Source organism: Streptomyces sp. NPDC058373 (genome assembly GCF_042723275.1).
In the GTDB taxonomy this organism is placed as follows: domain Bacteria; phylum Actinomycetota; class Actinomycetes; order Streptomycetales; family Streptomycetaceae; genus Streptomyces.
Map to the genome: position 1 here is coordinate 60,907 of NZ_JBHXJE010000025.1, position 18,750 is coordinate 79,656.

Genomic DNA, 18,750 nt, shown 5'->3' on the forward strand with positions numbered 1-18,750 from the left:
GCCCCCACCGTGATGGCGGCCACTCTGCCACGGTGGGCGCCCGGAGGCGCGGCCATAAGGTCCAAGGACCGCGCTCCTCGCCTTACTTGGCGGCGTAGCTTCCGGACGCCTGCTCGAACAGGCGGTCCACCTCGTCGCGTTCGGCGTCGGGGCCGCGCACCTGGACGACGTGGTAGCGCTCGCCGAGAAGGATCGCGAGGTTGCGGACGTACAGCTCGGTGCCGTTCTCCGACTCCCAGGTGAAGGTGCCCTCGGCCATGGCCCGGCCGCCGACGTCGATCCGCCGCAGATTCTGCGAGGTGGTCCAGGAGGAGGCGCGGTACGGGGCGAGTTCGCGCTCGTGCTGGAGCTGGTAGTCGAGGGGATCGTCGCCGTAGCGGCCGGTGGTGTCGCGGCCCGGGACGACCAGCAGGTCGAAGGTGCCGTCGGAGTACACGACCTGGCCCCCGCCGTTCTTCGGCTGCCGCTGCCAGCCCTTGGCCACGGCGACCCGGAAGCCCTCGGTGTCCTTGCGCAGGGTGAAGCCCTGGGCGACCTCGGCGCCGTTCCCGTCGGCGGGCGGCTCCTCGTCCTCCCCGCCGCCGGAGGGCTCGGACTGCTCCCCGTCGGGCGAGGTGCCCGCCTCGGGGGGCGGGGAGGCGGCGGGCGGGGCCTGCCGGGTGTCGGTGGGAGCGGGCGCGGCCGGCGCGCCGTTCCCGCCCTCCCCCTCCTTGGGCAGGAACAGCACGGCCGCCACGACCACCACGGCCACCCCGCCGAGGATGCTCAGCAGCAGGGTCCGGCCGAGCGCCTTCGGTTCGCCGCGCTCCTTCGGCGGCCGCCCCTGCCGGGGTTGCCGCCGGACCCGGGGCGTGCTGTACGCGCTGTCGAGGTCGGCGCCGTCGGCGAACTCCGCCCGGGCCGGGGCCGGGGCGGGCGGCGCGGGCCGCTGCTCGCGGGCGGGCGGGCGGGGCGCGGCGGCGCGGCGGCGCCTGCCCCGGCGGCGGACCATCTCGCCCCGGCGGCGCTTCTCGGGCAGCCTGCGCGGCTCGTACGGCGGGGCGGCGACGATGTCGCGCCCGGCGTCGGGCTCGGGCGCGGAGCGGACCATGGAGCGCAGCCAGCCGCTCAGCTCCTCGAAGTCGGGCCGCTCGGTGGGGTCCTGGCGCAGCAGCGACTCCACGACCGGCCGCAGCGGGCCGCACTCCTCGGCGAAGGCGGGCGGTTCGGCGCAGACCATCTGGACCAGCTCGGCGACGCTCTCCTCCGGGTAGGGGGCGTGGCCCTGCACGGTACGGAAGAGCAGCGCGCCCAGCGCCCACAGGTCGGCGGCGGGCCCGACCGGCGCGGCCAGCTGCCACCGGTCGTGCACCGGACCCGCCTGCTCGGGCGCCCACCGCTCGGTGACGGCACCGACCACGGTCATCCGCGCCTGCCGCGCGCGCTCGGCCTCCAACGGGGTGTCCGGCCCGCCGCCCGCGCCGCGCGGCGCCGCCATGACCTCGTCCCAGCTGGCCGGTGCGGGCTTCTCCAGCTCCACCGCCGGCTGCTCGGGGGCGTGCGGGACGGCGGCGATCGGCAGATTGCCCGGGCTCGGCAGCACGACGTGGTCCGCGTACGGCGAGGGCGCGGCGTCGCCGGGGGCGAGCGCCTCGGGGTGCAGGCCGGGCGGCAGGGCGTACGGGTCGCCGGGGCGCTCCTCGGGCGCGGGGCGGGGGGCGCCGTACGGCTCGGGGTGCTCCTGGTAGGGCAGGCGGGGGCGGTCCGCGTCGCGGCCGGGCCCGTCGGCCGCCGGGTCGCGGGGGCGCGGGGTGGCGCCGTGCCAGGAACCGGCCGCCTCGCGGGCCCCGACCCCGTACGGGTCGGCTATCCGGCCGGGCGCCCGCTCCTCGGGCCCGGCCTCGGCCTCGGCGGAGGCGGGCTCCTGCCCGGGGTGCTGCTCGCCGAGGCGGCGGCGCTGCTCCTCGCTGAGGCGGGCGGCGGCGCGGGATGTGCCGGCGCGGTATGCCGCTATGGCTCCGGCGCGGGCGGCGCGGGCTCCGGCGCCGGGGGGCGGTCCGCCGCGGCCGGGCGGTCGGGGCGCGGGGGCGTCCGGGGATGCGGGGGCGGGGAGTTCGGGCTGCGGCGGGGCGGCGGGGCCCGGGCCCGGGGCGGGCGCCGCCTCGGGTTGGGGGGCGGTGCCGGGCCCCTCCTCCGGCTCGGGGGCCGGGACCGGGTCGTAACCGCAGAGCGCCTCCTCGGCGGCTCCGGCGGCCAGGCCGGTGAGCATGACCCTGCCGTCGTCGCAGACCAGCACGGTGCGGGAGGTGATGTTGCGGTGGACCCAGCCGTGGGCGTGCAGCACGCGCAGTGCGGTCAGCACGTCGGCGGCGACCTCGGCCGCGCGGTACGGCGTCAGCGGCCGCTCGGCGAGCAGGGCCGCGAGCGGACGGGCGGGCACCGCCTCGCTGACGATCCAGAGCGAGCCGTCCTCGGCGAAGACGTCGAAGACCTGGTCGAGCCGGGGATGGTCGGGGATGCGGGCGGCGGCCTGGGCGGCCTCCATGGCGCGGCGGACGGCCGGGTCGGCGGGCCTGCGGGTGGCACGGGCGCCGGGCGGCGCGGCCTGCGCGTAGTCGTGGGTGCCGCCCTGCCCGTCGAGGACCTCGGCCTCGACCACCTCCGGCAGCAGCACCTGCCGGACCAGGACCTCCTGGCCGCTGTAGGAGTCGAAGGCGGGGGTCTCGGAGAGTTCGAAGGCGCCCGCCGGGGGAAGCGGCAGGCGGTACCGGTCGGCGAGGACCCGTCCCGCGTACTCGTCCATCCCGTCCCCCTTCCCCGGCGGCCCGGCCCTGGCCCGGGCCTTCTGCCCTGCCGCACGGTGGTCAAATCCGTTCGCACTCGGGCCCGTTGTACCCCACCCCGGTGCGCAAGCACTCACGATACGTGCCGACGGCGGCGGAGATGAGGGGATGGGCGATCTGGCGGCCGGGCGGGCCCGACCCGGGCCCGGCGGGGCACCGGGGCGGGGGCCGCCCCGATGCCCCGCGCGCTACTTCTTCGGCTGGAACGTCTCCGTGAAGGTCCGCCAGGTGCCCTCGCGCAGCTCGGAGTGCCACTCGGCGTCCTTGGCGGTGTACATCAGCCCGTACCCGAGGCTCTTGTCGACGACCAGACCCCGGTCGATGGAGCGGTACTTCACGCCCCCGTCGACGTAGGTGAACTCCCAGTCGGCGGTGTTCCAGCCCCGGTAGTCGACCGCCTCTATGTGGATGCGCTCGTACTGCGCGCGGCGCATGTACCTCTCCTGCGCCTTCCAGTCGGCGACCGGGTCGTCCTTGGGCGTCCCCGTCCAGCCGACCAGCAGCTTCTGCCCGTCCGGGCCGGTGAAGCGGGCCCCGGCGGCACCGGTGGTGGTGTACTTCCACCCCTCGGGCAGGCCGATCTTGAAGCCCTGGGCGTGGCGGTACGTGGTGTGGGCGAGGGTGTCGTCGCCGGGCTCGCCCGGGTCATGGCCACTGCCCTCGCCGGTGCCGGCGTCGTCGCCGCCCTTGCCGTCCCCGGCGCCGTCGTCCTTCTCGCCCTTGCCGGAGTCGCCGGACCCGGCACCGTCCTTGCCTCCGTCCTGCGCGGCGCCCTTGCCGCCGTCGGCCTTCTCGCCGCCCTCCCCGCCGGTGGCCCCGGCGGAGGCGTTCTTGTCGCCGCCACCGGCCGGACCGCCTCCGCCACCGGAGTCGTCGCCGCCCCGGGTGAGGACGAAACCGAGCACGGCCGCGACCAGCAGGACCGCGACGACCAGCGCCACCACCAGCGAACGGCGCGACACCACGTCGGTGAGCGAGGCCCGCGCGACCGGCACCCGCCCGCCCGGCCCCCCGGCGGCAGTCGCCGTGGTGGGCGCGGCGGCCGGTGACACGGCCGCCGGGGGCACGGCGGGCGCGTCGTCGGAGGCCTGCATCTTCGGCCAGAGCGCGGGCGACTTGGCGGGGGCGGCCGCGGCGGACGCCGCCTTCGGGGCCTTGGCCGCCTTCGGCGTCTTCTCCAGCCGGGGCCTGCTCTCGCGGGCGGAGCCGTCGGCGGGCTTCGGCAGCGGGACGACCTTGGTGGCCTCGGCCGCCTGGCCCGCGCCCGCCTCCTCAGTGGCGATCACCTCGCGCAGCAGAGCGCGCGCCCCGGCCTCGTCGAGGCGCTGCTCGGGGTCCTTGGCGAGGAGCCCGTAGATGACCTCGGAGAGCGGCCCGGCGTTCTTCGGCGGGTCGAGCGGCTCGGTCATGACAGCGGTGAGCGTCGCGATGGCCGAGCCCTTGTCGTACGGCGGGATGCCCTCGACGGAGGCGTACAGCAGCCCGCCCAGCGACCAGAGGTCGGCGGCCGGTCCCGGCTTGTGGCCGCGGGCGCGCTCCGGGGAGATGTACGAGGGGGCGCCGACCAGCATGCCGGTGGAGGTGATCGAGGGATCGCCCTCGACCTGGGCGATGCCGAAGTCGGTGAGGACGACGCGGCCGTCGTCACCCTCGATGAGGACGTTGGACGGCTTCACGTCACGGTGCAGGATGCCCTCGCGGTGCGCCGCGCGGAGCACGCCGAGGATGGCGAGGCCGACCTCGGCGGCGCGCCTCGGGGTGAGGGTGCCGTCCTCGCGGATCACCTCGGCGAGGGACTTGCCCTCGATCAGCTCCATCACGATCCACGGCCGGTCGTCCTCGTCCACGACGTCGTAGACCGTGACCGCTCCGCTGCTGCGGATACGGGCGATGGCCTTGGCCTCCCGCAGGGTCCGGGTGATCAGGCGGCGCTTCTCCTCCTCGTCGATCGAGGAGGGGAACCGGAGTTCCTTGACCGCGACCGTCCGGCCCAGGGTCTCGTCCTCGGCGCGCCACACCGTGCCCATGCCGCCCCGGCCCAGTACGCCGCCCAGCCGGTAACGCCCGGCGAGCAGCCGGCCGCCGTCCTGCGACCCGTCGTCCCGACGGGCCTTCTGCGACTGCTCCGCGTCCGTCATGCGTCCCCTCTGCAACCCGCCCCGACAGAGCCTTCATTGTCCCTCACGCGGGGAGTGGGCTGCGCCTGGGGCCTGAGGGCTGGGGGAACCCACTAGGGCTGGGTTCCCCATGATATGACGACACATCATGGTGTGGCTGGGCGTTACGGGCGCTGCCTCGCCCCCCCCTGTCGGCCTCAAGCGCCGGCCGGGCTGTTCTTTGGCGTTCTGTCCGCCCCGACCCTGCCGGTCCACGATGGCCTCAAGCGCCGGCCGGGCTGGGGTTGGCTGAGCGCCGCTCGGCTGTGCCGGTCCACGATGGCCTCAAGCGCCGGCCGGGCTGGGGCTGGCTGAGCGCCGCTCGGCTGTGCCGGTCCAAGATGGCCTCAAGCGCCGGCCGGGCTGTTGTTTGGCCGTCTGTCCGTCTCGGCCGTGCCGGTCACTGATTGGCCTCAAACGCCGGCCGGGCTGGGGTTTTGTCGGTTGCCGTTGGCCGTGAGTGCGGCCTTGTCGTGGGGTTCGCGGTTTGTCCGTGGGGTGGTGCGGGCGGGGCCGCACCGGTGTACCTCCTCACAGACTGACGAGGTGGGAGCCTGTCGCGTTATGCGGGCTCCTCACGTCAGTCTGCTGCGGGGGCACCCCGGCCCGTCCCCGCCCTCCCGTCTCGTCGGCGGCCAGCCGCCGGTGGCGGGTGGGGCCGTCACCGAGCAATCTCTCGTCCGACAGGTGCGGCCGTCTGTGGTCACTGTCGTGGAGCGGTGCGGTGGTCCTCCCACTCATCACCGCCACGGTGGCGGACCGAGCAATAGGAGACGGTCTGCCCGCCCACCGGCGGTTGGCCGCGTACGAGACCGTGGGGTGGGGTCGTGCCGGGGTGCCCCCGCAGCAAACTGACAACCTCGGCCGCCATGCTCCAACTGACCCTTGAGCTGTCAGTTTGTGAGGAGGTACCCCGGCGCGGCCCCACCCCACCCACCCACCGGAGCAACCGCGAACCCCCGGCAAGGCCGCCACTCAAAGCCAACGCCGACCGAAAAAATCCCAGCCCGGCCGGCACTTGAGGCCAATCAGTGACCGGCGCGGGCAAGCCAGGCCGCACCCAAACCCAGCCCGGCCGGCGCTTGAGGCCACCACCACCCGGACCGGCGCGGCCAAGCCGCGCTGAGCCGCGCTGAGCCGCGCTGAGCCAACCGACAGCCCAGCCGGCGCAGCCACCCCCTGTTTTCAGCCGTTTGAAAGTTTTTGAGAGCGCTCTCAACCCGATCCCTTGACGCGTTCATTCCACCCCGCAACAGTGGGGGCCAGCCGCAGCGGCCACCCCCCACTCCCCCACGGCCCGCGGCCCACCCCCACACGTACAGAGCCAGGAGGCTTCCGTGATCTCACGCAGAGTGTTCCTCACCGGTGTCGCGGGCGCGGCCGGAGCCGCCACCGTTTTCGGCGTTCCGCAGCTCTCCGCCGCCACCACCCGGTCCCGGGCGGCGGCGCCCGACACCTGCGAGCTGGCGCTGGAGAACACCTCGCTGTCAGGCCAGGTCAACGCCTATGTGACCGGGCGCGAACTGTCCACGGACCAGTGGATCATCCTCCGCGCCGACGGCAGCGTCTTCCGCCCCGACTCCCCCGCCGAGCCCAACACCCCGCTGCCAGACGACTGCGCGATCCCGCTGCCTTCCGCGGGCTCCGACCCGCTCGTGCTGACGCTCCCCCAGATGTACGGCTCCCGGGTCTACTTCGTCCGGGACGACACCCTGGACTTCTACCTCAACCCGGGGCCGTCACTGGTGGAGCCCGCCTTCGCCTCGCCCGACGACCCCAACTACGGGCGCGTCTGGTCGTTCTGCGAGTTCACCTTCAACACCACGCAGCTCTACTCGAACATCAGCTACGTCGACCTGGTCACCGCGCTTCCGATCGGCATCACCCTGGAGGGCGACGGCACGCACGACGTCGCGCCGATGCCCGACGGCGCCGTGGACCGCATCGCCGCCGACCTGGAGGCGCAGGCCCAGAGCGACGGGCAGCCCTGGGACCAGCTGGTCATCCGCGGCGACGACGGCAACGTGCTCCGGGTGGTCTCGCCGCAGTCCATCATGGCGCCGTGGTTCGGAGAGCCGGACCGGATGCCGTTCAAGGACGTCTGGGAGCCCTACATCGACCAGGTCTGGGAGAAGTACAGCAACGAGGACCTGCGGATCGACCTCCAGGGCGGCCGGGGCGTGTTCACCGGCCGGGTCCAGGGCGACGTGCTGACCTTCAACGGCGGCCACGAGTTCCCCCGCCCCGTCTCGCGGGACATCTTCACCTGCGACCACGGCCCGTTCACCAACAACCCCTCCGACTCGGACGAGAAGAAGGGGCTGCTGGCGCGGCTCGCGGCCGGCTTCAACCGCAGCACCCTGCTGACCCACCCGGACCAGCCGGGCGGCGGCGCGGACGACTACTACCTCGACCCGGTCACCAACCACTGGTCGCGCGTGGTCCACGCCAACTCCCCCATCGGGTACGCCTTCCCCTACGACGACGTGCGCCCGGACGGAGAGCCCGACGTCTCCGGTGCGGCGCACGACGACAACCCGGTGCGCTTCACCGTGCGGGTCGGCGCCTGACCCTGCCGGCCTTCCGCGCCCGGACGCGGCAGCCCTCCTCAGGGCTGCCGCGTCCGGGCGTTCACGCGCTGGCGCGCCGGACCAGGGTGGTGGGCAGGACGATCCCGTCCGGCTCCTCCGCGTCGCCGGGGCGGACGGTACGGTCGCCGTTGCCGTCACCGTCCAGCAGGCTGCGGGCCATCAGGCGGCCCATCTCCTCGATGTCCTGGCGGACGGTGGTGAGCGGCGGCTCGGTGTGCCGGGCGACGGTGCGCAGGTCGTCGAAGCCGACCACGGCGACGTCCTCGGGCACCCGGCGCCCGGCGCCGCGCAGGGTCCACAGCGCCCCGGAGGCGGTCAGGTCGGAGGCGGCGAAGACGGCGTCGAGGTCGGGGCGGCGCTCCAGCAGAGCGCTCATCGCCCGGGCACCGCCCTCGGGGGTGAAGTCGCCGGGGGCCAGCAGATCGGGGGCGGCGTCCAGACCGGACCCGGCGGCCTCGGTGACATCCCGCCAGCCGTCGAGCCGGTCGACCGCCGAGGTCTGGTCGAGCGGCCCGCTGATGTGGGCGATCCGGCGCCGCCCGAGCGAGGCCAGGTGACGGACGGCGGTGCGCGCGCCGCCCCGGTTGTCGCAGTCCACGTACGGCGTGGCGGCGGGGTCGCCGGGACGGCCGCCGAAGACGGCGGGCAACCCCGCGCGCCGGACCAGGCCGGGCAGCGGGTCGTCCAGGTGGAGGGAGAAGACCAGGGCACCGTCCACGTGGCCGCCGGCCAGGTAGCGGCCGACGCGCTCGCAGTCCTCGTCGCCCCGGGTCAGCATCAGGACCAACTGGGCGTCGCGCGCGGTCAGTTCGTCGCTGATGCCGCGCAGCTGGAGGGCGAAGAACGGGTCGGTGAAGACCCGCGTCTCCGGCTCGGCTATGACGACGGCGACGGCGTCGTGGCGCCGGGTCACCAGGGCGCGGGCGGCACGGTTGGGGACGTACCCCAGTTCGTCCACGGCCCGGCGGACGCGCGCGGCGAGCTGCTCGGTGACGCCCGCCCCGCCGTTGACCACGCGGGAGACGGTCGCCCGGGAGACCCCCGCCCGGGCCGCGACGGCCTCCAGCGTCGGGCGGGGGGTGGCGGGCGGTACGGGCACGGCGGGCACTCCTGCGGGACGGCGGACGGGCGTGGTTCGCCGGTCAGCGTACGCCGGGTGCCCCGACGGGGGGCCGGGTCAGTGGTGCGCGTGGTCCGCGGAGTCCGCCTGGCTCCCCTTGCCGGACTGGGCCTCGCCCTTCTCCTCGGCGGCCTTCTTCTCCTTGGCCGCGTCCTTGGGGGACTTCTTCGGCGCCGCGTGGTGGGGCGCGTCCGGGTCGTAGCCGGGGATGGTGCCGTCCGCCTTGGCGATGAGGAAGAGTCCGGCCATGCCCATGTCGGAGTGACTCTGGACGTGGCAGTGGTACATCCAGGCTCCCGCGCCGACGCCCTCGCCGGCGATGAACTGGAACCCGAAGGAGTCGGCGGGGCCGGTGATCTTGTTGTCGATGACCGGGCTGGGGTCGTCGGGGCCGGTGAGCAGGCCGGTGCGGTTGTCGGCCCAGCGGTGCCCGTGCATGTGGAAGGTGTGGTAGTACTCGCCGTGCGTGATCGACAGGACCTCGATCCGGTCGCCCACCGTGGCCTCGAAGTTGGGGCTCTCGTGGCCGGGCTTGTTGTTGACCGTCATGTCGTTGAAGACGATCTGGCAGGTCTTGTCGGGCAGGATGTCGCCCTCGCGGCGGACGATGAGCCCGCCGTAGAGCCCCTGCCTGAGGCCCCCTGTGCCGTGGTCGGTGCCGACGACGTGGTCGTGGTAGTTCCAGTAACCGGCGCTGCCGGGCCGCCAGGTGCCGTCCTTGCGGCGGCCGGGGGTGTGGGTGCGCCAGGTGTAGGTGCGGGTGCCGCCCGGTTCCACGTGGCTGTTGCTGGCGCGGGTGCCGTCGCTGCTGATCTCGTAGTCGACGCCGTGCGCGTGCAGGCTGGCGTCCACGTCGAGGAGGTTGTGGAACTCGATGTGGAGGGTGTCGCCCTCGTTGAGTTCGATCAGCGGGCCGGGAATGGAGGGCTTGCCCTTCTCCAGGCCGTAGCCGGTCTGGCCGTCGCCCATCTTCTCGCAGTACATGGTGAGGTGCTTGACCTCGCCCCCGGCCGGGGCCGTCTTGGGCGGGGTGTCGGCCGCCGCCGAGGAGCCCGACATCGATGTCAGACCGCCGGTGGCGAGAACCGCTCCTCCCGCCAGGAGGCCGCGGTGGAAGCCCCGCCTGCCGATGGACCCGTTCGCCTCGCTCATCGCCTGAACTCCTAGGGAAACGTGGGGGTGTTGGGCGGGCCGACGGTGCTCCTGGGGCTCCGACGACGGCCATACGGTATCGGCGCACCCTTCGTTTATCCACACTCAGGACAAAGTTCGAGCGATTGCGGTCATAGGCCTTGGCGGCTCGCGAAAAGAGGTCTAGCTTCATCCGCGCTGTTTACTGTGACCGACGAGGGGTGGGTGAACACATGCGGTTGCTACCGCATCGGCGACCCGGCACACCAGGCGGGACACCGGGGCCACGGGGCTCCGGAGCACGAGCCGGCAGAGCCGCCGCCGGCCGTACGGCGGCCGTGGCCGTGGTCTCGGGCGCGCTGCTGACCGGCATGCTCTCCGGCGGGACGGCCAGCGCGCGGCCGTTCCCCGACGAGCCGGGCAGGACAACGATGTCTCTGCCGTCCCCGCCGGGCGGCGCCGAGACCCGGGTCCTGGTCTTCCACGGCTCGACCGGCGCCGAGGCGCCCAACGTGGAGGCGGGCATCGAGGCGATCGAGAAGATCGGCAACTCCGGCCCCGCCGAGGAGCGTTTCACCACCGAGGCCAGCTCCAACGCCTCCGTCTTCACCAACGAGCGCAAGCTCGGCCGCTACCACGCCATCGTCTTCCTCACCGGCGGCGGCGACATCCTCGACGCCGAGCAGGAGGCCGGCCTGGAGGCGTACGTCGAGGCGGGCGGCGGCTTCCTCGGCATCCACGACGCGGCCCGCACCGAGCCGTACTCCTCGTGGTTCGGCGAGCTGATCGGCGCCCGGCCCACCGCGGGCAGCGGCGACAAGGCGCAGCGGGCGACCGTCGAGGTCGGCGACCGCGTCCACCCGGCGACCAAGAGCCTGCCGCTGGAGTGGAAGCGCCCCGACAAGTGGCTGAACTGGAAGGAGAACCCGGCCGGCAAGGTCCACACGATCGCCCGGGTGCGGGAGGCCACCTACACCCCGGGCGAGGGTGCCAACGGTGCCGACCACCCCGTCTCCTGGTGCCGGGACTACGACGGCGGCCGCTCCTTCTACACCGCGATGGGCGGCACCGCGGAGAGCTTCGCCGAGGCCGACTTCCGCGACCACCTGCGCGGCGCCCTGATGTGGACGGCGCGCCTCACCCAGGCCGACTGCAAGGCGTCGATCGACGCCAACTACAAGGCGGAGCGGCTCACCAAGCCCAACCAGCCGGGGCAGAACGACCAGATCGGCGAGCCGCACGGCCTGGTCACCGCCAAGGACGGCCGGGTCTTCTACATCGGCCGCGGCGGCGCAGACGCCTCGCAGCCGGTCGTCACCGACTGGGAGGACCCCGAGGTCGGCAAGGGCCAGGGTCAGGTCCACGTCTGGGACCCGAAGACGAACGAGGTGAGCCTCGCCGCCTCGCTGACCGTCTTCGGCAACAAGGGTGGCGGCGACGAACTGGTCAAGAACGAGGAGGGACTGCTCGGCATCGAGCTGGACCCGGCGTTCGAGGACAACGGCTGGGTCTACCTGCACTACACCCCGCACTCGGAGATCGACCGGGACAAGCAGATCGGTGAGCGCCGGGTCTCCCGCTTCACCTTCGACGAGGCCTCCGGCGAGCTGGACCTCGCCTCCGAGAAGGTGCTGCTGGACTGGCCGGTCCAGATCCACAGCTGCTGCCACGCGGGTGGCGGCATGGCCTGGGACTCGGACGACAACCTGTACATCGCCACCGGCGACACCAACTCCAGCCAGTTCACCGACGGTTACTCGGGCAACAACCCGGAGCCCAACTACAAGGGCCTCTCCTTCGCCGACGCCCGCCGCACCTCGGGCAACACCAACAACCTCAACGGCAAGATCCTGCGCATCCACCCCGAGCCGGACGGCACGTACACCCTGCCGAAGGGCAACCTCTTCACCGGTGACGAGCCGGACGAGGGCGGCGGCAAGACGCGCGGCGAGATCTACGTGATGGGCGTGCGCAATCCGTCCCGGATCGCGATCGACAAGAAGACCGACACCCTCTACGCGGGCTGGGTCGGCCCGGACGCCGGTTCGCCCTCCACCACCTGGGGCCCGGCCAAGTACGACACCTTCGCCGCCATCACCGAGCCCGGCAACCACGGGTGGCCGTACTGCATGGGCAACAAGCAGCCCTACCGGGACCGCAACCTGCCCGACCCGACCAAGCCGCTCGACTGGTACGACTGCGACGCCCCGAAGAACGAGTCGCCCAACAACGACGGCCTGGTCAACCTGCCGCCGGTGACGGGCAACACCATCTGGTACTCGCCCGACGGCGGCGGCCCCGACTTCCCGCGCGACGAGAACGGGGTGCCCTCCTACGACGAGGCCGAGCAGTTCTTCCGGCTTCCGTGGCTCAAGGGCGGCGGACAGGCCGCGATGAACGGCCCCGTCTACCGCTTCGACGCCGACAGCGACAGCGACGTCAAGTGGCCGGCCTACTGGGACGGCAAGTGGTTCGTCGGCGACCTCTACGACGCCGACCAGCCGCGGCATGCCGTGCTCACCGACCCGAAGACGGTCGGCAAGGGCGGACTGCCGGTGCACGCTGAGTCGTTGAAGAAGATCGTGCCCATCGGCGAAGAGGGCATCAGGAACCTCATGGACTGGAAGTTCGGTCCGGACGGCGCCCTGTACGTCCTCGACTACGGACGCGGCTTCTTCACCTCGGACGACAAGTCGGCGCTGTGGCGCGTGACCTACACCGGCGGCGGGCCCACCCCGGCCGCCGGTGACCTGGCCGGGAAGGGGAAGTGATGAGAAGGACACGGCGGGGCGGACCCCCGCGCGTGGGCACCGCGCTGATCGCGGCACTGCTGATGCTGCTGGGGCTGACCGCCCCCGCCGCCGCCGGTGAGATCGGCGGCGGCGACCCGAAGGCGGCAGCTGAGCAGACGCTCACCTGGACCGCGGGCAACGACATCGACAAGTACCTGTCGGCGCCCACCACCGCGGCCCCCGGGCCGACCACGATCGTCTTCGAGAACAGCGAGGCGACCGGCAACACCACGTCGATGCCGCACACCCTGACGTTCGACACCGGCAACCCCGACTACAACAGCGACGTCCAGCTCAACATCCTCGCCAACCCCTCCGACGCCAACGGCGGCAAGCACACCGCCGAGGTGGTGCTCACCCCGGGCACCTACCGCTACCACTGCACCATCCCGGGCCACGGGCAGATGCAGGGCACCCTCGTGGTGAGCGAGGACGGCGGCGGCGAGGACGACACCACCGCCCCCGAGGTCACCGCCTCCGTCGACGGCCAGCAGAACGCCGACGGCGACTACATCGGCAGCGCCACCCTCGCGCTGGCCGCCACCGACGAGGGCTCCGGCGTCGACTCGGTCGAGTTCGCCCGGGGCGCCGACGGCGCCTGGGAGCCGTACGGGGAGCCGATCGTGGTGAACGAGGTCGGCGACCACGTGATCCGCTACCGCGCCACCGACAAGGCCGGGAACCAGTCGGCGGAGCAGACCGCCGAGTTCACGGTGGCCAACCCGCCGACCGACGACACCGACCCGCCCGAGACCTCGGCGACCGTCGCCGGGGACCAGGACGCGGACGGCGCGTACGTGGGCATGGCGACGGTCACCGTGACCGCCTCCGACACCGGGTCGGGCGTCAACACCATCGAGTACGCGCTCGGGGCGGACGGCGCCTGGCAGCCGTACACCGCGCCGGTGATGGTGCACGACGTCGGCGAGCACCAGTTCCGCTACCGCGCCACCGACAAGGCGGGCAACCGCTCCGAGGCGCAGACCACCGAGTTCACCGTGGTGGAGCAGCCCGCCGAGGACACCACGGCGCCGGAGGTGTCGGCCACCCTGAGCGGTGACCGCAACTCCGCCGGCGCCTACCTGGGCAGCGCCGAGGTGACGGTGAAGGCGACCGACGAGGAGTCGGGCGTCGACAAGACCGAGTACTCGCTCGACGGCGGTCCCTACCTCGCCTACGAGGACCCGGTCGTCGTCGACCGGGTGGGGCGGCACACCGTCGCCTACCGGGCCAGCGACAAGGCGGGCAACACCTCCGAGGCGCGGCAGGTGTCGTTCTCGGTGATCGGCGGCGACGTGCCCGCCCCGCCGTGCGCGGAGTTCGACGAGCGGGAGTCCGTCTTCGTCGGCGATCAGGACAGCGGCGTTCCCAACCGGATCACCAACAACCGCTGCCGGATCAACGAGCGGATCGAGGACGAGCGTGAGTGGTCCTCGAACGCGCTCTTCCTCAAGCACGTCGAGACGGTGCTGACCGCGCTCGGCAAGGAAGGCGTCCTCGACAACCGGGAGACCCGCCAGATCCGGCAGGCCGCCAAGGCCTCCGGCATCGGCAAGCCCGGCCAGACCGAGGGGTACCGCAAGCTCTTCGACGGCACCCAGAAGTCCTTCGGCCAGTGGGAGCAGGCGGGCGGCGGTGCCTTCGTCCTGAACGAGGACGGGTCCATGACCAGCTCCACCGAGGTCGAGGGCATGGGCATGCTGTGGTTCCCGGAGCGCAGGTACGACGACTTCTCGCTGAAGCTCCAGTGGCGGGACGACGCGCCGGAGGGCGGCAACGCCAACGCGGGCGTCTTCGCCCGCTTCCCGCACCCCTACGACCACCCGGAGGAGTCCCGTCCGGAGTGGGTGGCCATCAATTACGGCCATGAGCTCCAGATCCTGGACCGCCCCGACGGCGACATGTACAAGTCGGGTTCGGTCTACGGCTTCGACCGGGTCGGCCTCGGCGGCGCCGGGGTGACCCCGAAGGGCACCTGGAACGACTACGAGATCAAGGTGACCGGGCAGCACTACGAGATCTACCGCAACGGCACCCTGATCAACGAGTTCGACAACACCGGCGGCCAGTCCTTCAACCCGCCGCGTGACGACGACCCGGGCACCGACGGCCGGCGCTACGCCTCCGGCTACATCGGCCTCCAGGTCCACGGCGTCACCGACGTCATCTCGTACCGCGACATCCGCATCAAGGAGCTGTGACCCCGTCTCCCACGGAAAACCGGGGGCCGTCGGCGTTCGCGCCGACGGCCCCCTCCGCCGTGTGGGCCGCTCGCCCGGAGGACGGCGTGGGCTGGCGGGGGCGGGGCCGGGCGGTCAGGCTGGGGAGGTGGGCGCCGGGGTCCCGGTGCCCGTACGGCCGAATCCCGAGGAGCGCCGGCATGAAGCAGAACGATCCCGCGTACGGTCCTGTCGTCTTCCGTGACAAGTCGGCCGGGTACGCGTTCCTGACCCGGTCGACGGCGACCAGCGACCGGACGATCGACTGGGACGACGGCAACACCTATCCGGTGATCGACGTGGAGATCTCCTCCGAGAGCCACCCCTTCTACACCGGCAAGGCGCGCACCGTGGACAGCGAGGGCCGGGTCGCCCAGTTCGAGCGGCGCTACGGCCAGGCCGACGGGTCGGCGCCGCAGGGGCCGGGGGCGTAGGCAGCAGGTGACAGCGGGCCGGGGCGGGTGCCCCGGCCGTCGGGTCACAGCGCGGATATCCGCTCCATCAGGTGTCCGGCCACGTCTCCCTCCGCGCTGAGCACCACCCGGCAGCGGGCGCCGGGCTGGGCGGGGAAGCCGCGGTGGACCCCGCGCAGGTCGCAGATGGTCTGGCCGCGGCCGGGGCCGTCGGTGGCGTCGACGGTGACGTGCACGGTGGGGGCCAACGCGGGGGTGATGCCGCCGACGGCGACGGCGGCGGCCAGCGGGTCGTGGGCGGCGCAGCAACGGCGGCCGTAGGTGTCGGTGTAGAAGCCGTAGTAGAGGTCCAGCATCTCGCCGAGGGCGCGGGCCACCGGGCGCTCGGAGTCGAGGAGGCCCTGACGGTGGTCCTCCTCCAGAGTGTGGGTGAGCGTCACGTCCAGCGGGACGAGGGTGAGGTCCCAGGGGGCGGCGAGCACGGCCGCGGCGGCTTCGGGGTCGCCGTGGATGTTCGCCTCGGCGACGGGGGTGACGTTCCCGGACACCCGGGCGGCGCCGCCCATCACGGTGACGTCCGCGACCAGCGCGGGCAGGCCGGGCTCCAGCCGGAGCGCGGTCGCGAGGTTGGTGAGCGGGCCGGTGGCCAGCAGGCGCAGCCGTCCCGGGTGCGCGCGGGCGAGCCGGACGATCATCTCGGCGGCGGTCTCGTCCGCCGTCTCCCGCTCCGTGCGGGCCAGTTCGGCACCGCCGAGACCGTTGGTGCCGTGGATGTGCGGCACCGCTCCGCGGTAGGCGCCGGCGAGCGGCACGGCGGCGCCGACCGCGACCGGGATGTCCGTACGGCCCGCGAGCTCCAGCAGGTCGAGGGTGTTGCGGGCGGCCTGGGCCGAGTCGACGTTCCCGCTGACCGTGCCGACTCCGGCGAGCGTGACGCCGGGTGAGGCGAGCAGATAGGCCAGGGCCATCGCGTCGTCGATGCCGGTGTCGCAGTCCAGGTAGAGCAGTTCGGTGGGCCGCATGGCTGTTCCTTCTCAGTCTTTTACGGGGCGTCGCTCGGGGGGCGTCGCCCGGTCTGCTGTGTAGGGCGGTGGCGGAGGCCCGTCACATGGTGGTGGTCCTGCCGCGCGGCGGGGCGATGAACAGGCTGGTCGCCAGGGCCAGCGCGGCGACCGCGACCGCGATCCACAGGGCCGTGGCGTAGCCGCCGGCCGTCTCCTGCGCCACGAACGGGGCGACGATGGTGGTGCCCACGCTCGCCCCGATGCCGTACGCCGCGCCGTTGATGCCCGGCAGGGCGGCGGGGGCCTCCTCGGGGGAGAGGAGCACGGACAGACCGTGGATGCCGGCCATGAACAGGCCGTTGTAGGAGACCCCGAGCATGGCGACGGCCGCGAAGGCGACCCATTGGTCGAGGGGGAAGACCGCGAGCACGACCAGGCTGCCGAGGGTGAGCACCATTCCCGCGTGCAGGATCCTGAACCATCCCTGACTGGCCGCGAGCCAGCCCGCCAGCGGTGCCGAGATCAGTCCGATCAGGGCGGCCGGCACCAGGAAGAGCAGCGCCGAGTCGGCCGCCGAGAGGCCGAACCCCAGGGCGTCGTCCTGGCTGATGACCACGATCGTGAAGTTCATGACGGCGAAGACCGCGCTCAGCGTGACGACGGTGGTGGCGACGACCGGCCACACCTGGCGGGACTTCAGGTGGCGCACGGCGATCAGGGGGCTCTCGCGCCTGCTCTCGATCCGGTGGAAGCCGTAGCAGGCGACGGCGGTGGCGACCAGGTAGGCGAGGGACACGGGGCTGCCCCAGCCCTCGGACGAGCCGTTGGAGATGAAGTTGGTGACCCCGATCAGAACGGCCGCGAGCGCCGCCGCGCCCCACCAGTCCATCCGGCCCGCCGCCGGGGCCCTGTCGCTGTCGGGGACGAAGCGCGCCACGCAGACCGCCGCGACCACCCCGGTCAGCAGGGTGACGCCGAAGATGGCGCGGAACCCGAAGGCGTCCGAGAGCATCCCGCCGACGTAGCCGTCGACTCCGGCGACACCGCCGTTGATCGCGGTCACCGCCCCGAGGGAGGTGGCGAAGCCCTTGGCGTCGAGCCGTTCGTGGAGGATGACGTACGCCATCTGGAACGCCGCGCTCGCGGCACCCTGGAGCACCCGGCCCAGCAGCAGGACCGGCATGTTCGGGGCGAGGACGCAGATCAGCGTTCCCGCGCAGGCGGCCCCCAGCACCAGCAGCAGGGTCCTGCGGCGGCCGATGAAGTCGCTGTAGCGGGTGAAGACGACACCGGCGACCGAACCGGCGAGGAAGAAGAGGGAGGAGACCCGGGAGATCTCGCCCATGCCCCCGCCGAGCCGGCCGGCCATGTCCGGCAGCGCGGGGGTGACCATGCTGGCATTGAGCTGGTACGAGATCACCCCGAGCACCAGGGTGGCGACCAGCGCGAAGGCCGCCGCACCGCGCAGCGGGGCCGGGGAGGCGGCTGGGCCTCGGTCGCCGTGGCCTTGTAGGTCGGCACCCTGTGTAGCCATGAAGCCCCTCCACATCACCGTGCGTTCAAGACGATGTATGATGTTATACCTCTGGCTCTGCCATGCGTCCAGAGCTGTCCACTCTCTGGTTGGATGGGGCCTCAAAAGGCGCGGTGCCGGGGCGGGACGCCCGGGCACCGCCGCGGAGGCGGATGACAGAGCAGCGGGGTGGCGCGTGACCGTCAGTGTGGAGGAGTTCTTCGCCGAGCCGATGACGGCGCCTGTCGGCCAGCCCTTGCGGGTCGCCGTCTACACGCGGCTCGCCGCCGGCATCCGCTCCCAGGTCTTCCCGCTGGGTTCGCCGCTGCCCAAGGAGAGCGAGCTCGGTGTCCGGCTGGGCGTGAGCCGCACGGTCGTCCGCGAGGCGCTGATGCTGCTGGAGGAGGACGGGCTGATCCACACCCGGCGCGGCGTCGGCCGGTTCGTCGCGGCTCAGCTCCCCCGCGCCGGACTGGAGCGGCTGCGCCCCCTCGAGGACGCCATCGCGGCGCAGGGCCTGCCGGTCCAGGTGGAGCGGCTCCAGGCGAAGGTGCAGCGCGCCTCGGACTTCGTCGCCCAAGGTCTGCGCCTGGAGACGGACGCCGACTCCTTCTTCTGGGAGAGCCGTCTCACCCGCGCCGGAGAGCCCGTCGCACTCGTCCATGAGCACCTGCCGGCAGACGGGCGCCTGCGCGCCGTCAGCCCCGCGCTGGCGGAGCTGCTGCGCACCCCCGCGGACCCCGAGCGGACCGTGCTGGGCGCCGTGACGCGGAAACTCGGCCCGGTCTTCAACTCCGGCGAGTGCCGGATCACGGTCGGCACGGCCGACACCGCCCGGGCCGAACTGCTGGAGGTGGAGATCGGCGAGCCGTTGCTGGTCCTCACCCAGACGGCCACGCACGCGGGCCGGCCCGCGTACCTGGCGAAGTACCTGGTCCGGGCGGCGGAGCCGCTGTCCGTCCTGCAAGCGCCGCAGTCCTCGCCCTGAC

At 73.1% G+C, this 18,750-nt stretch carries 11 protein-coding genes; 5 read left to right on the forward strand and 6 right to left on the reverse strand.

The features are described 5' to 3' along the window. Positions 1-82: 82 nt before the first annotated feature. Together ACFWMZ_RS16480 and ACFWMZ_RS16485 are read right to left on the reverse strand one after the other, a co-directional pair. On the reverse strand, positions 83-2,782 hold the full coding sequence (locus tag ACFWMZ_RS16480) for a protein kinase (RefSeq protein WP_383202178.1): 2,700 nt from the start codon (positions 2,780-2,782) through the stop codon (positions 83-85). A 228-nt stretch (positions 2,783-3,010) separates the two neighbouring features. Next, positions 3,011-4,960, reverse strand: coding sequence for a serine/threonine-protein kinase (locus ACFWMZ_RS16485; protein ID WP_383202181.1), 1,950 nt, complete (start codon positions 4,958-4,960; stop codon positions 3,011-3,013). Positions 4,961-6,315: 1,355 nt separating this feature from the next. On the opposite strand from ACFWMZ_RS16485, the gene ACFWMZ_RS16490 reads away from it, so the two are divergent. Continuing rightward, positions 6,316-7,548 (forward strand): glycoside hydrolase family 64 protein, encoded by a 1,233-nt coding sequence (locus ACFWMZ_RS16490; protein ID WP_383184250.1) that lies wholly within the window; start codon positions 6,316-6,318, stop codon positions 7,546-7,548. Between the two features lie 61 nt (positions 7,549-7,609). Here ACFWMZ_RS16490 and ACFWMZ_RS16495 read toward each other — a convergent pair whose 3' ends face one another. Together ACFWMZ_RS16495 and ACFWMZ_RS16500 are read right to left on the reverse strand one after the other, a co-directional pair. After that, complete coding sequence (locus tag ACFWMZ_RS16495) at positions 7,610-8,668, reverse strand: LacI family DNA-binding transcriptional regulator (RefSeq protein ID WP_383183674.1); 1,059 nt, start codon at positions 8,666-8,668, stop codon at positions 7,610-7,612. A 78-nt stretch (positions 8,669-8,746) separates the two neighbouring features. Beyond that, positions 8,747-9,841, reverse strand: a complete 1,095-nt coding sequence (locus tag ACFWMZ_RS16500; protein ID WP_383202184.1) for a multicopper oxidase domain-containing protein — start codon at positions 9,839-9,841, stop codon at positions 8,747-8,749. Positions 9,842-10,158: 317 nt separating this feature from the next. Between ACFWMZ_RS16500 and ACFWMZ_RS16505 the strand changes: the two genes are divergently transcribed. The 3 genes from ACFWMZ_RS16505 (at position 10,159) to ACFWMZ_RS16515 (ending at position 15,265) form a co-directional block, all read left to right on the forward strand. Further along, complete coding sequence (locus ACFWMZ_RS16505) at positions 10,159-12,591, forward strand: ThuA domain-containing protein (RefSeq protein ID WP_383183670.1); 2,433 nt, start codon at positions 10,159-10,161, stop codon at positions 12,589-12,591. Further along, a complete protein-coding gene (locus ACFWMZ_RS16510) occupies positions 12,591-14,813 on the forward strand; it encodes an OmpL47-type beta-barrel domain-containing protein (protein ID WP_383183668.1) in 2,223 nt (740 codons plus the stop codon). The genes ACFWMZ_RS16505 and ACFWMZ_RS16510 overlap by 1 nt, the downstream gene beginning before the upstream one ends. A 179-nt stretch (positions 14,814-14,992) precedes the next feature. Next, positions 14,993-15,265: a type B 50S ribosomal protein L31 gene (locus ACFWMZ_RS16515; protein ID WP_383183666.1), complete on the forward strand. Its 273-nt coding sequence runs from the start codon at positions 14,993-14,995 to the stop codon at positions 15,263-15,265. Between the two features lie 44 nt (positions 15,266-15,309). On the opposite strand, the gene ACFWMZ_RS16520 is transcribed toward ACFWMZ_RS16515, so the two are convergent. Both ACFWMZ_RS16520 and ACFWMZ_RS16525 read right to left on the reverse strand, forming a co-directional pair. Then, positions 15,310-16,266 carry a nucleoside hydrolase gene (locus ACFWMZ_RS16520; RefSeq protein WP_383202187.1) on the reverse strand — a complete coding sequence of 319 codons (957 nt, stop codon included), beginning with the start codon at positions 16,264-16,266 and terminating at the stop codon, positions 15,310-15,312. A gap of 82 nt (positions 16,267-16,348) precedes the next feature. Then, positions 16,349-17,782, reverse strand: a complete 1,434-nt coding sequence (locus ACFWMZ_RS16525) for an MFS transporter (protein ID WP_383202190.1) — start codon at positions 17,780-17,782, stop codon at positions 16,349-16,351. A 175-nt stretch (positions 17,783-17,957) separates the two neighbouring features. Between ACFWMZ_RS16525 and ACFWMZ_RS16530 the strand changes: the two genes are divergently transcribed. Further along, the gene (locus tag ACFWMZ_RS16530; protein ID WP_383202192.1) at positions 17,958-18,749 is read left to right on the forward strand and encodes a GntR family transcriptional regulator; all 792 of its coding nucleotides are present in this window, start codon (positions 17,958-17,960) and stop codon (positions 18,747-18,749) included. The last annotated feature ends 1 nt before the right edge of the window (position 18,750 follow it).